We start from the raw sequence: 12272 nt of genomic DNA on the forward strand, positions 1-12272 counted from the left end.
ACCATGAATACGTCTTGACGTATGTCGGACTGGAGACTCCGCGACACACTTGGTATCCTCATCGTGCTCGGAGGGACTCTCTCGGCGGCCAGAGTCGTAGACGGTATCGCACAGGCGCTTATCGTGCTCGTCGGTGTCGTCATTGCTCTCCTGTGGATGGGGAAATTCTTCTTCGAGGGATATACAGACGCGCTCAGATCGACGAATACCGGTGAGTGAACCAGGAGAGCTGATTTACCGTGTCGCCGACAGACGGTGTACGGCTCCGGTGGCGACTCTATTGAGCGATGGTTGCTCGGCTTCGAATGGACACGGTTAGTCGATGACGGAGTGGATAAGAGAGACGAGTATTCCGCTCGGGGCAGGTCTCAACCGTTGGCAACGGGGGTCGAACCGTCGGGTCGTTTGCCGGCTAGCCAGCCCCCAATTCGCGCCCCGACTTCACCGATGAGCGCAGCGAGTCCGAATCCGAGAACTGCAACCACGATCGTGAACCCGATCGTGAGCAGCGTCGCGCCCGTCACGAACCAGGCAGGTCCGGCCAGTCCTGATGTGGCCGCAAGAACGTCGAAAAGGACCCAGAGTACTGGAAGTCCGCCAACTATCCCGACCCTGGTTCCGACCCCGCTGCTCTCACTGCCAGCTCGGTTGGCCAGATAGCCGGCGAGAATACCACCGAACAACACCGCTCCGAGTGACAGTTCGGACCCCGTTTGCCAGTAACTGAGGGTCGTAAACGGGAGGGAAGCCAACCCACCGATGAGGGCGTACTTCCACGTCGTTCCCTTTTGGGGAGAGGGCCCAGTTTCAGGCATCGTATCTCGATCACCTGTTGAAGCAGACGAGTGATAAAATACCGGTAGAGTGAAACTGTTCTTGAACCGTTCCTCAGGGCGCGTATACGTCCTGTAGTTCTGACCGATCGCGCATTAATACCCGCAGTGAAATATAGTCACAACGCACTTCTCTCCAGGTCCGGTCGATGACGATTCCGATGGGATCGAATCGATGGCAGCACAGCTATCGGATTCGGAGTGTCGGAAGAGTTGTACGCCTTCGGGCGACAGTGATGGACAATACGGTAACCAGGAGACATGTCCGCACAACCAGAGACGCGAGCGCCACTCGTCGACGCACTCGAACTCCTCGGTCTGTTCGTCCTCCCGGCCCTCCTCGTTGGAGTCGTCCTGAGCGTCGTCAGTGGGACCGACGCCCTCGTTGCAGGGCTCGTGATCGGCGGGTTGTTCGGAGCGATCCTGGCCGGACTCAGGCGCGGATTCTACGCCGTCCGTACGGCGGAGGGGGTCGAGCGGCGACTACGATCCCCACCGGAGGACTCGGACAACATGTGGGCTCGCCTTGCGAACATCGAGTACGACCCGAAGTACGACCGACTGCTCGCGCTCGTTCTCTTCGTGGTGGGTGTCGGTTCGTTCGTCGCGATACCGGTCGTCGATCCACAGAACGGACCACTGATTCTGCGGCTGGTGCTCGTCGGCCTGTTCGGCCTGACGACCGCGCTCGTGACGTACGGCGTGCGACGTTCCTGACGCCTCAGCGGCGAGGTCCGAGCCCGCATCCGACGGAAACATCGATCGACCATCGTGAACTGAGGATGGATTTACGCCCCCCTATCGAGTGGAGTGATTGATCAGGTCTACCGTCCGATCAGGACACGAATTCGGCCTCGTCCGAGACGGAACCGGGTGCCTGATCTCCCCTCGATCGCACTCGAATCGTGTATCCACAGGCGGGACAGGTACCGTCGCTCGGTGAGACCTGCGAGCGACAGCGCTCACAGAAACAGACGCCGCGTTTCACGATGACTCGGTACGTCGTCTCCAGAGCCTCGGTACTGGGTTCTTCGACGTCGATCCCACGCAGCCGGAAGATCTCTGTGGCCTCTCGGACGTCGTCCTCGGTCGGAATCGAGAGCTTCGTTTCGGTCGGCTCGTTTCTGAACGAGGTAAAGTAGTCGTGATTCGACTCGTGTCTGACCACGAGTGTCCCTGCCTCCTCGTCCAGCGTGATGGTGTCGACGGTCGACAGCGGGATCGTGGTCTCGCCGACGTGATTCGACCAGAACATGTAGGCGAACAGGACGACGGCGAACACGTGTGAGGCAGACTGCGATCCCACGCCTGCGATACCCACCTGCGAGAAGTGGTAGGCCGTCCCGAGTATCGAAAAGAGCAGGCCACCGGCGCTGACCACGAGCTTCCCCCGTTCCCACCGGTCACCGTACCGCCAGCGGCTCCGCTGTCCGGCGAGGAAGTACCCCGGTGTCGACCGGATCCCAATGGCGTCTTCCTGGACGGTCACGACCCCTCTTGTGACTGTGAAGCGCCAGGAGTCCTCACTCATGGCTCCGCGATAGACCCACAGACGTCCTGTGGCCGCTTGCTGCTCTGGTGGACTGTCGTTGACGACAGGCGTTCGAACGCACGGGACCTCAGTCGGTCACGAATCCACGGCATCTCTGGACCCCGGGGTCTCCCACTGGTCACCACGAATCTGGGGGTACGAAACACGAGGACGCCGTCAGCTGGAATAGGGCGGACATGGAGGGCCATTGTCGTTCGTATTATTGGATGGGTGATAAGTATTGTCGAGGGGCTCGGCCACCGATCGTGAGGGGTCGACGTCGTGAGAAGGTGTTGAGTCCGATCGTGTCGTGTTGTCCGTCTCGCGTTACTACCGTCGTTTCGGAAGCCACTCGTCGACCGCAGCGACTCTGGCATCGGCATCCTCGATGTCTGCCCGATCACATCGATGGGCCGGGCGCCACCACGCGGCCGGTCGGATCACGAGTGTATCGGCGGTAAGTTCGTAGCTAGAAAAGGCCGACCAGGGCCGAAACAGCCGCTGAAGTGGGTGCTGGATCACGAGCCCAACATCGGTCACCCGGAACGTCCGCGGGTTCAGCAGGTTCATGAGCGGGATCGCGACGAAGAGGGCGTAGTACAGCCGCCAGCCCCACTCGATGCCGAATCCGAAGACGGAGACGAACCCGACGGTACTCGCGGTGAACGCGCAGATCATCACACCCCCAGCAACACGGCGCCATCGTCGTGGCCACCGCGCTTCCCACTCGGCGAACTCGGTCGCTCCCTCAAGGATGGCGTCTGCATACCGGGTTCGACTCATCGCCACCAGTATGATCCCTAGCAACATCCCACCGGCCGTGGCGAAGACCGCCAGCGGTATCGCGATGGCGGGAGGGTCGACGTGGAGCGCGTCGGCACCAAACACGCCGCCGAACCAGCCGAACGGGAGTGCGACGAGCACCCAGACGACGTCGTGACGGCCGAGCCGAATAGCGAATCCGGGTATCTTGGAGATCACCCAGCCCGCGACGCCGGTCACACCCATCACGGCGAGCAGAAAGCCGACGTAGAGTATGGCGGCGTCTGCGAACACGCGAGAGAGGGCGATGACGAGGGCGGGAACCACGAGGCAAGCGACGTAGAGCCCGGCGACGAACGCGTACTCAAGATCGGGCCGCTCGGCTTTGGGCTGCCGTAGCGCGGCCTCCGTGTGCGTCGCCATACTGCGGCGTACTGTTTCAGTCAGTAAAAGACCACCTCCGAAGCCTCGGAAGGCCGTTCTTCATATCGCAGTGCAACTAGTTTCAGGCGTCAACATTCAGGTGTCGAACCGGGACCTCACAGCTGAACGGTGTATCATTCCGTTTCGGGGTCACGGATTGAGGACGAAAGAGAGAGGCGATCGCCATCCGTATCAATCCCGATGCGGTCGTAGTCGGTGTCGTCCAACAACCGTTCCATCCGTCGCTCGAACTCCGTTTCGTCGATATCCCCGGAGATGTACTGGTCTCGGAGAGCGTCGAGTGGATCCTCATTCTCGGTCTCCTCATCGGTTCGGAGGAGTTCTGCAATCGGCGAGACGAGGATCACCGCGGCCAGCAACGTGACGATTCCGAGGACGGAACCCGTGCCGATTGGACCGGGACCAACGCCGCCGAGCATAAGCAAGCCAACCCCGATCACGACGAGAATCGCTCTGACGTTGTCAGCGATGACGTTGCGAGCGTCGTCCATGATGCACGTTTCACTAACCAGTCGAAAAAGCCTGATGTCGACCCAGGGATGTGGAGCGGCGTGGCAGGCACATTCAGTGACGCGGTCGAGATCGACTCTAACGAGAAGTACTCAGGCGCTATAGGCGTACCAGAGAAGAACAATCCCGAAGAGCCCGAACAGTGCGCCTGCGTACAGCGCAACGAGTTGCCCATCTCCTGGCGGAAGGATAATCCATAGAACCGGTCCGATCGCAACCATTCCCAGCCCGAACAGGCTCGCAACGACTCGCTCCGTTCGGTCGATCGTCGACGGCTCTCGCTCCGCTGATCCCGATGCGCGGTCAACCAGCTGACTCACCGACTCGAAAGATCCAGACGGAAGCACGATGATCCGTGGCGCGGATGGACTTCCCCGCAAATACGATAGCCAGCAGATGACGAACGCCCCTATACGAACTCTACGGAAGCCCTGGACAGCGTCAACTGGAACCTCGGTACCATCCACGACGAGCGTCTCCGTCTCCGGGTCCACGTGGCCACACGTGGGAAAGCCAGCGGTGAGTACGAGTGGAACCCAGCTCGCGACGAATACGACAAAGGGAGCGTCGGGATGCAGTCGCGTACTCCCGAGGAGGACGATGGCACCGAGTACACTACCCACAACGAGTCCTCGCCGCGAGTACCGCTCCCGGAATGGATCGGCGATGTTCGTCGTGAGTAGGGCTGGATGGTAGCGGCGAGTGAGGAGGCCGAGCAGCGAGATAACAACGAGTCCAATCACTCGGGCGAAATCCCTCGTCAGAACGGCCTGGAGCAGGAGCCAGCACAGGATTGCACCGACGAGAACCACGACTCCCCCCAGAACGCTCGGGAACACGTATGCCAGCGTCTGTAAGAGCGGATCGTCGGTCACGTCGAGTTCCCAGTCGATCGTGGGGTCATCCGGGACGTGATCAGATTCGGGCATGGTAAGCGCCTCAGAGCAGGACGAGAGCGATCGCCGCACCGAGGAGTACGATCCCGAGACAGGCCGCCACGAGCACGGGCCAGAACACGCGCAGTACGGTTCGGTACGGCGTCGTCTCGGAGAGGACGAGCGGATGCGAACCCGCCGCGAGTACCGCGTTAACCTGACCGGCACGGGTGCTGACTCCGGGTTCGTTTCGGACCTCGCCGAAGACCGTCACCGACTCGCCGGAATCGAGCCGACGTTCGATGTATCGGCGATCGTCCCCGACGTTCAGTTCGACGATCTTCAGATCCCAAGTTCGCTCCTCGGAGTCGACATCGGCGTTCCGTTCGATGAACTCCTGAATCCGGTCCGGCGGCGGTTCACCACCATCGACGTCTATCGTTTCACTCGTGTCGAGCCCGAGTCTCACCCGGGTCGGCTTGACGAGCACACTGCCCGTCTTGTCTTCCAGCAGGAACGGCACTGCGGCGCGACCGGAGTCGATCTCGACCCACGATGTGCCGTGTTGGGTCGTGCGACGTTCCTCGACTTCGTACTCAAGGGCCAGACAGTCGGTACCGGTGAACGGGCTCAGGAGGGTTTCTTCGTAGAGGACCGCCGTTCCCGAGATGCTGATCGGACCATTGGTCCCCGTCGAGAGTGAATAGATGTCCGTCGAGGTGCCGCCAATGACCTGTCGAATGGCACCAACCTCTCGTAGCGCAAATCCGAGCGCAAGCAGGCCACCTCCGGTTACCCCTGCGAGAAGGACTAATCCGAGCGGGGAGGTGGGAAGCCCAACCATGAACGACAGTTCCGAATGCTCCCACCTGTGTGTACCGCTTCGACAGACTCCGCTGTATCACTGCCTCAACTGGATCGGTTCGAAGTCAGTGGAGGCGATATATGGGTTCGATATATTCCCAGGTGCCACATGTAAGTAGCCAGTATTATATACCACAGATTCACACCACGAGATGGTACATGCGCGATAGCCCTCCAATAGACGCTGGTGGACTCGCCAGGTCCGCCACGGTGATCGGTCTCGTATTGCTCCTCCTCGTCTCGATGGTCGGCGGCGTGATGGCGTTCGAAGGCGTCAACGAGGGGAACGTGAAAGTTGTCAAGAATCAGGGTGCGGTCACGGGCACGGTCCTTGAACCCGGCTGGCACTTCATCACACCCATCGTCCAGGGGACGGTCAGCATCCCGACACGACCCCAGACGTACACGATGAGTCACCAGAGCGGCGAGGGTGACAACGCGAACCAGGACGACTCGGTGCGCGTCCTCACCCAGGACGGCCTGCACGTCGACGTCGACGTGACCGTCCGCTATCGCGTCACCCCCCGCGACGCCCCACGGTTCCACGAGGAGTACCGCGACCTCCCGACCGCGGAGACGCGCCTCATCCGCCCGACGGTCCGCTCGGTGCTGCGGACCGAGGGCGGGAACATCGACGTGACCGACATCTACACCGGCGAGGGCCAGACCCGCCTGAAGCTCGCCGTCGAACGAGCGCTCAAGAACGAGACCGATGGCAGCGGTATCGTCATCGAGAGCGTCCAGATACGCAACGTCCGGCTCCCCACCGAGTACGCGAACTCCATCGAGCAGAAGAAGGTCAAACAGCAGAAGATCGAGGAGGCCGAGTACGAGATCCAGGTCGCCGAGAAGAACAAACAGCGGCAGGTGATCGAGGCCGAAGCCGAGGCCGAACAGATCCGCATCAAGGGCGAGGCGCTCCGCCAGAACCCCGAAGTGCTCGACCTTCGCTACATCGAGGCGCTCCGGGAGAACGACAACACCATCTACGTTCCGGCGGAGGGCGGCGTCACCCTTACGCGTGACGTGACCGACGACGCCACGCCCACGAACGAGCGGGACACGCCCGGGAACGAGAGCACAGGCTGATCTCGATCCGACTCGGGAGTCTCGAGATGCGACGATACCTCAAAGTCGCGACCGTCGTCGCCCTTGCCTTCGTGCTGTTCGTAGCGATGGCTCGTGCCTCGGGCTTCCTCCTGCTCCCGCTGGCGCTCGCGCTGGTCCTCGGGCTCGGATACGTGGTTGTCCAGGTCGTGACCGGGTCGCCGTCACCCTACCCACGGATCGCGTCGGGCCCATTCGAACGGACCGAAACCACGACGATTCAGCTCTCCGAGACGGCCCCCTGTGAGTCCTGTACCGATTGGGAAGGTCCGGGGGAGCGTCGCACCACGTACCGGGAACTCGTGTTCCTCGGCGTCCCACTCATTGGTCTGTCGACGACGCAGACGGTACTCTGTGAGGTGTGCGCCGACCCGCTGGCTGCCACAGACGAGCGAGAGCTGGACGCTATCGACCGAGAACTCGAACGCAATGGGTGACACTCCGGCGGCCCCGTCTCTGTGGGCGAGAACGTGGTTCGGTCAATTCCGTGAACTTGTCATGAAATCGGCGGTGCGAAACATCGAACGCGCGATCGAGGGGGCAGACCGCTGAACGCTGGCGTCTAAACAACGCCCTGAGAGTGTATAACAGCAGTACAGCCGATCTGATGACCACCCCTGAACATCCCGTCTCGAATAGAGCGCTCGGTCGGACTCGCTCTTCTGGAAGCAACAGCCTTGTTGCATTTGAGATGGCAGTTGAGTCTGATGGGCGATGATGGTCTCTCGATAAACGGGCCGAAGACCCTTGGACAGTCCCTCCTGTTGCTCCTCGTTGCAGTCGGGTTGGCCGGCTATGGGGCAGTCGATTACGTCCAGTCGACGAACGCGGTGAGAGACTCGGTGGAGACCGAAGCGACGATCACCGAGGTGGGCGTCGAGACCGAGTCATCCACAGCCGGCACCGGTAGCGACATCGAGTACGAACCGGTAGTGGAGTTCACCTACATATACGAAGGGGAGACGTACACCGGGGACGAACTGTTCCCTGGTTCGGTCCCGACGAGATACGATTCCGAGTCCGCCGCTCGGAACGCGATAGCCGAGTACGAACCGGAGACGAAGACGACTGCGTACGTCGACCCCGACGATCCAGAAACCGCGTTTCTCGAGAACCGGACGTCCAATAGGCAACTCCTGTTTATCGGTGTCGGCCTGATCCTCGCTCTGTTCGGAGGGTTCTCCGCGGTGAAGAACTATCGGCGAGAGCGCACCTGAGCTGGTAGAGCGTTCGACCACGATACGTTTCCGTTACGGGAACGCTGTCCTCAGCGGAGCAATGATTCGGTCACGGACGGTTAGGGTTCGCTCACCATCCGAACTATAGTCGCGTTTGGAACCGATGACACACTCCGGACGGGGGCGGTCCCCCCGTTCGTGAGTAACGACTTCCAAACGCTACTATAATGGAACCCACGGTGAACCGGTCGGGCCGGGGGGTACCGCGTAGAGTTCAGAAGACGTATTCAGCGACGTAGTCCGTCCAGAGGAACCGAGGAGACGAACACACCTTTGGTTGTTTCGAGACGATTTCACCTATGGTAACTTGGCGGACGAGGCTGGTCGTCGCCACCCTTCTAACGGGAATACTGTTTCAAGCAGCTGCCCGTCGAGAGCCGTTTTCGAGACTCTGGTTTGGTTTTCTCGCTGGCAGTCTCCTGAGCGCGATACTCCTCATCAAAGTGTACCGCGAGGGTCAGCCGGAGTAGTACATTCGCGCTCTCTATGTAGCAGGTGGTTCCCCGGCTACTCGTACTCTGTCAGTAACCGCTTGTCCGGTAGAGACCGTGTATTCGGCGGCCCGTCCTCGTCTTGGCTGTGTCCCCGTGACTATATGAACACGACACAAACGGACAGACGTGCCCTCCAACAGCTCACTCTCTCGACGGGGACTGCTCGCAGCCCTTGGCGGGACTGTCTCGATAGGTCTCGCGGCGGGACTCGGTACGGACGCCGTACTCCCGCCGCTGCAGCTCAACGCTCGAGTGCCGGCCGGAGCGTGGCCGATGGAGAAACGTGACCCCCAGCGCACCGGCTACCAGCCGCAGGCCGGCCCTCAAGTCGGCCTCGTCGAACGGTGGCGCCAGTCGGTTGGCTCCGTCAACATCGTCCGTCCCGGACTGGTCGCGACGGACGGTCGGGTGTACACCGTCGGGCGCTACGCCCTAAAGGCGGTCGCCAGCGCTGACGGCTCGCTCGACTGGACGCGCCGCCGCCGCGACCAGTTCCCGGGCGTCTTCGCCGGTGAGCCCCCGTTCGAGTTCCTCCAGACCGGCCCCACGGTCAGTGACGACCGCGTCTACGTCGTCGGCGGAGTGACCCTGTATGGACAGGCTACCGCCACCGGACAGTCGACGTGGGCGTTCCGGACGACCAGTAGTTTCGAACACGTCCTGCCGGTCGGCAATCTCGTCGTCATCGGTAACTCCCTCTCGAACGGTGATCAGCTCGTCGCACTCGACCAATCGACCGGGCTTCGGCGCTGGTCACAGGCGGCCTCCGAAGTACCACTGGCGTTCGCCGCAGCCGAGGATCGGGGGATGGACAGCGCGCTCCTCCTCACTGGCACGAGTGAGACTGGGGCCGGCCGGTTGGTCGGGCGTGACCCGAGAGACGGCACCGTCCGCTGGCGGACGCCACGCGATCCAGAACTGTTCGGCGCGTTCGCGACGCCCGCAATCAACCAGGGACGGGTGTACGCCGGCGGCCCGATGCTCACCGCGTTCGACGCTGAGGACGGCAGCGTGGTCTGGCAGACGGAGGTACCGGGCCTCGAAGAGCCCGTCTCGCCGGTCACCGACGGGGATCGCGTCTACGTCGTCGGTGATGGGGCCGCCGTCGCGCTGGATGCAGCGAGCGGTGACCGGCGATGGTCGGTCTCGGTCGGTGAGACCTCGCCGTTCGTCGCCCCGGTGCTTGCCGGTGAAACACTGTATCTACCCGGCGAATCGGCGGTGGTTGCGCTCGATACGAACGACGGCTCAACCCGGTTCAACCACGCAGTGTCAGGGACGGACGCACGCATCTACGGGATGGCGAGTGCTGACGGGGCGCTTTATGCGAGAGTGGGGCGATCACTCCGTGCCTACGACCCGGAGGAGGCAGAACGATGAGCCGGTCGGGGTCTGGGGTCGGGGCGGCGATGTCCGGGTACGTCCGGCAGGTGGGGCGTGGACTCGTCTACCTTCTCATCCTCCAGTACTCGGTCGGAATCGCCGTCAGGTTTGTCGTGGAGCGAGCGGTCGGCCCGACGTCGATTTCGACGCCGGGCGTGGTTTCAACCCTCGTCGTCGCTGCGGTGGCCGGGGTACTGGTCAACAGTTCGAATCCGCCAACGTACCGCCGTTTGACGGGGTTCACACTCGTCTCGTTGGCGGTCGGGTTCGTGGCGGACGCGCTCATCGGGGTCGGTGACGGATACGTCGGTGCACTGTATCCGACGTTGCAGGCCGTACTGGTCTGGCTGGGAGCGTTCCTACTCGCGTACGCGGTGGCCTTCGAGATCAAGTGGAGTCGCGCGGTTAGCTCAGTAGAAGAGACGGACTCCGAGTGATTGACGGCTCGACCGACTGGAGTCCGACATCTCGTTTTGATAAGCTGGAGGTCTCCTTCTAGTTAGTCGCGATGTGCGGCCTCACACCCGTACTCACCGCTACAGACGCGCTCACCAATATCACGACCGCCAAATTATATCACCTGTTGGTTTTTCAATGAGTCCGCTCCGACCGGTGCCTCTGGTGAATCACCGGAACAGCCCGACCCCCCGTGACTCAAACCACCATTTGATAAATACTAATCAGCATCCTGAATGACCGTTCGATATGGCCGTCCTGAACGCCCTCCGCCGGACACCGGGCGCCCTCCAGCGCAACCCTGTCCTGTTCGTCCCGATCCTCGTACTCATGCTGTTCCAGGTCCCGCAGTTAGTTCTACAATCGATCAACCCGCTCCTCGCCAGCGTCGTCTCACTCGGGTTCTCGCTGGTGTTCGTCTTCGTGATGCCGTTCTTCCAGGCCGGTGTCATCGGCATGGCCGACGAGGCACTCGACGGCCGAACCTCGCTAGAGAGCTTCCTCAGAGAGGGTAAGGCCAACTACGTCTCGGTGCTCGTCGCCTACCTCGTCCTGGTGGCCGTCAACTTCGCCATCGGATTCGCGGCGTTCATCATGGCGATCCCGATCGGCTTCGCCGTCTTCAGCGATCTGCGTGGCGGCGTCGGTATCGCCGTCCTCGCCATCGCCGGGCTGATCGCCGTCGTCGTGGTGCTCGCGTATCTGCTGTTCGTCTTCTTCATCCAGTTCTACGGGCAGGCGATCGTCATCGACGACCTCACTGCCGTCGACGGGCTAAAACACAGTTACGCGGTCGTTCGTGTCCATCTCGCGAGTACGCTCGGCTACACGGTACTCGTGGGCGTGTTCGGCGCTGTCGCCGGCGGCGTCTTCGGCGTCGCATCGATCCTCGTCTCACCCCGGACCACGGCCGTCCTCTCGCTCCCCCAGCTCTCGATGGTCAGCACCATCGGCGTTGCACTCCTCATCGTCGTCCTCGGCGCGCTGTTCGGTGGGTTCTTCGGCGTCTACTCCGTCGCATTCTACCGGACGATCGATCCCGGAGTCGCCGATGGTGCTTGATCGGAAGACCGCCATCGCGGGGCTCGTGCTCGCTGTCGTCGTGCTGTCTCAGTGGTCGGTGATCGAGGAGCCGCCACTCCAGCTCGCGATCCTCCTCTGTGGTGGCGTCCCCGTCGTCGCGTTGGGTCTCTCCAAGCGGGCCAGAGCCAGTCGGCTCGTCATGGGGGCGATCGGGGTACTGTTCGTCGTTCAGGGGGTGTACGAAGCACTCTCGAGGATCTCCTGGATCGGTCTCGTAGTCGGGGTGGTGTACGGAGGCTCGGAGCGACAGTCATCCCCTACCAGTCGGGACTCGCACCGTGGGGCACACCCGGCGAGGTGACCGACAACCTATGAGTGACAGCACTACGAGCAGTATGCTCCGGGCACGAAAGCAGGAACTGCAGTACCTCCTCGCCGGAGCGATATCGCTCGCCTTCGTCGGGACGGCGATCCTGTATCCCGAGTTCGCGGGGGCCGAAGGGATCCCTGGCGATCTCTTCGTGATCGTCCTCGTCGGCTACGTGTTCGTGCTGGCGAGCGACCGTCTGCGACAATCGCAGTACTATCCACTCTTCCAGGCCGTCTTCTTTCTCTCGTGGGGTGGGTACAACCTCTCGCAGGGTCGATTCGGACTGTTGACGATGGTTCTCCTAGTCGGTGGCACTTCTGCACTCCTTTGGGAAGGGTATCAGCTCTCACGAGAGGGGGCTTCGACAGCATAGAATACTGGC

16 protein-coding genes and 1 pseudogene are annotated in these 12272 nt (G+C 61.8%); 11 read left to right on the forward strand and 6 right to left on the reverse strand.

The features are described from left to right. Positions 1-21: 21 nt before the first annotated feature. Positions 22-219, forward strand: a complete 198-nt coding sequence (locus WDJ58_RS23535) for a hypothetical protein (protein WP_338918037.1) — start codon at positions 22-24, stop codon at positions 217-219. 149 nt (positions 220-368) lie between these two features. Here WDJ58_RS23535 and WDJ58_RS23540 read toward each other — a convergent pair whose 3' ends face one another. Further along, positions 369-815, reverse strand: coding sequence for a DUF5518 domain-containing protein (locus tag WDJ58_RS23540; protein ID WP_338918038.1), 447 nt, complete (start codon positions 813-815; stop codon positions 369-371). Positions 816-1094: 279 nt separating this feature from the next. On the opposite strand from WDJ58_RS23540, the gene WDJ58_RS23545 reads away from it, so the two are divergent. Continuing rightward, positions 1095-1550 carry a hypothetical protein gene (locus WDJ58_RS23545; protein ID WP_338918039.1) on the forward strand — a complete coding sequence of 152 codons (456 nt, stop codon included), beginning with the start codon at positions 1095-1097 and terminating at the stop codon, positions 1548-1550. A gap of 118 nt (positions 1551-1668) precedes the next feature. On the opposite strand, the gene WDJ58_RS23550 is transcribed toward WDJ58_RS23545, so the two are convergent. The 5 genes from WDJ58_RS23550 to WDJ58_RS23570 form a co-directional block, all read right to left on the reverse strand. Continuing rightward, positions 1669-2364, reverse strand: coding sequence for a hypothetical protein (locus WDJ58_RS23550; protein ID WP_338918040.1), 696 nt, complete (start codon positions 2362-2364; stop codon positions 1669-1671). A 330-nt stretch (positions 2365-2694) separates the two neighbouring features. After that, positions 2695-3549, reverse strand: a complete 855-nt coding sequence (locus tag WDJ58_RS23555; RefSeq protein ID WP_338918041.1) for a hypothetical protein — start codon at positions 3547-3549, stop codon at positions 2695-2697. Between the two features lie 134 nt (positions 3550-3683). Beyond that, complete coding sequence (locus WDJ58_RS23560; protein ID WP_338918042.1) at positions 3684-4061, reverse strand: hypothetical protein; 378 nt, start codon at positions 4059-4061, stop codon at positions 3684-3686. A gap of 111 nt (positions 4062-4172) precedes the next feature. After that, positions 4173-5009, reverse strand: coding sequence for a hypothetical protein (locus WDJ58_RS23565; RefSeq protein WP_338918043.1), 837 nt, complete (start codon positions 5007-5009; stop codon positions 4173-4175). Positions 5010-5019: 10 nt separating this feature from the next. Then, positions 5020-5799: a GIDE domain-containing protein gene (locus WDJ58_RS23570; RefSeq protein ID WP_338918044.1), complete on the reverse strand. Its 780-nt coding sequence runs from the start codon at positions 5797-5799 to the stop codon at positions 5020-5022. 230 nt (positions 5800-6029) lie between these two features. On the opposite strand from WDJ58_RS23570, the gene WDJ58_RS23575 reads away from it, so the two are divergent. From WDJ58_RS23575 to WDJ58_RS23610, 9 genes and pseudogenes are all read left to right on the forward strand, one after another. Next, a complete protein-coding gene (locus WDJ58_RS23575) occupies positions 6030-6908 on the forward strand; it encodes a prohibitin family protein (RefSeq protein ID WP_338918045.1) in 879 nt (292 codons plus the stop codon). A 26-nt stretch (positions 6909-6934) separates the two neighbouring features. Further along, entirely contained in the window at positions 6935-7363 is a 429-nt protein-coding gene (locus WDJ58_RS23580) for a hypothetical protein (RefSeq protein ID WP_338918046.1), read from the forward strand. Between the two features lie 16 nt (positions 7364-7379). After that, a pseudogene (locus WDJ58_RS26465) lies at positions 7380-7478 on the forward strand (IS5/IS1182 family transposase); the annotation flags it as partial. Positions 7479-7633: 155 nt separating this feature from the next. Next, positions 7634-8143 carry a DUF3592 domain-containing protein gene (locus tag WDJ58_RS23585; protein ID WP_338918047.1) on the forward strand — a complete coding sequence of 170 codons (510 nt, stop codon included), beginning with the start codon at positions 7634-7636 and terminating at the stop codon, positions 8141-8143. 788 nt (positions 8144-8931) lie between these two features. Beyond that, positions 8932-10038 carry a PQQ-binding-like beta-propeller repeat protein gene (locus WDJ58_RS23590; RefSeq protein WP_338918048.1) on the forward strand — a complete coding sequence of 369 codons (1107 nt, stop codon included), beginning with the start codon at positions 8932-8934 and terminating at the stop codon, positions 10036-10038. After that, entirely contained in the window at positions 10035-10478 is a 444-nt protein-coding gene (locus WDJ58_RS23595) for a hypothetical protein (RefSeq protein WP_338918049.1), read from the forward strand. The genes WDJ58_RS23590 and WDJ58_RS23595 overlap by 4 nt, the downstream gene beginning before the upstream one ends. Positions 10479-10746: 268 nt before the next feature. Continuing rightward, positions 10747-11559, forward strand: a complete 813-nt coding sequence (locus WDJ58_RS23600) for a hypothetical protein (protein ID WP_338918051.1) — start codon at positions 10747-10749, stop codon at positions 11557-11559. After that, positions 11549-11881 carry a hypothetical protein gene (locus tag WDJ58_RS23605; protein ID WP_338918052.1) on the forward strand — a complete coding sequence of 111 codons (333 nt, stop codon included), beginning with the start codon at positions 11549-11551 and terminating at the stop codon, positions 11879-11881. The genes WDJ58_RS23600 and WDJ58_RS23605 overlap by 11 nt, the downstream gene beginning before the upstream one ends. A 10-nt stretch (positions 11882-11891) precedes the next feature. Beyond that, entirely contained in the window at positions 11892-12263 is a 372-nt protein-coding gene (locus tag WDJ58_RS23610; RefSeq protein ID WP_338918053.1) for a hypothetical protein, read from the forward strand. Positions 12264-12272: the final 9 nt, after the last annotated feature.

This window comes from Salinirubellus litoreus, from assembly GCF_037335815.1.
Lineage (GTDB): Archaea > Halobacteriota > Halobacteria > Halobacteriales > Haloarculaceae > Salinirubellus > Salinirubellus litoreus.

Coding starts and splice junctions, on each gene's coding strand:
- WDJ58_RS23545 (WP_338918039.1), top strand. CDS start 1,095: ATGTCCGCACAACCAGAGACGCGAGCGCCACTCGTCGACGCACTCGAA.
- WDJ58_RS23600 (WP_338918051.1), top strand. CDS start 10,747: ATGGCCGTCCTGAACGCCCTCCGCCGGACACCGGGCGCCCTCCAGCGC.
- WDJ58_RS23570 (WP_338918044.1), bottom strand. CDS start 5,799: ATGGTTGGGCTTCCCACCTCCCCGCTCGGATTAGTCCTTCTCGCAGGG.
- WDJ58_RS23595 (WP_338918049.1), top strand. CDS start 10,035: ATGAGCCGGTCGGGGTCTGGGGTCGGGGCGGCGATGTCCGGGTACGTC.
- WDJ58_RS23560 (WP_338918042.1), bottom strand. CDS start 4,061: ATGGACGACGCTCGCAACGTCATCGCTGACAACGTCAGAGCGATTCTC.
- WDJ58_RS23540 (WP_338918038.1), bottom strand. CDS start 815: ATGCCTGAAACTGGGCCCTCTCCCCAAAAGGGAACGACGTGGAAGTAC.
- WDJ58_RS23590 (WP_338918048.1), top strand. CDS start 8,932: ATGGAGAAACGTGACCCCCAGCGCACCGGCTACCAGCCGCAGGCCGGC.
- WDJ58_RS23555 (WP_338918041.1), bottom strand. CDS start 3,549: ATGGCGACGCACACGGAGGCCGCGCTACGGCAGCCCAAAGCCGAGCGG.
- WDJ58_RS23585 (WP_338918047.1), top strand. CDS start 7,634: ATGGGCGATGATGGTCTCTCGATAAACGGGCCGAAGACCCTTGGACAG.
- WDJ58_RS23605 (WP_338918052.1), top strand. CDS start 11,549: ATGGTGCTTGATCGGAAGACCGCCATCGCGGGGCTCGTGCTCGCTGTC.
- WDJ58_RS23580 (WP_338918046.1), top strand. CDS start 6,935: ATGCGACGATACCTCAAAGTCGCGACCGTCGTCGCCCTTGCCTTCGTG.
- WDJ58_RS23535 (WP_338918037.1), top strand. CDS start 22: ATGTCGGACTGGAGACTCCGCGACACACTTGGTATCCTCATCGTGCTC.
- WDJ58_RS23565 (WP_338918043.1), bottom strand. CDS start 5,009: ATGCCCGAATCTGATCACGTCCCGGATGACCCCACGATCGACTGGGAA.
- WDJ58_RS23610 (WP_338918053.1), top strand. CDS start 11,892: ATGAGTGACAGCACTACGAGCAGTATGCTCCGGGCACGAAAGCAGGAA.
- WDJ58_RS23550 (WP_338918040.1), bottom strand. CDS start 2,364: ATGAGTGAGGACTCCTGGCGCTTCACAGTCACAAGAGGGGTCGTGACC.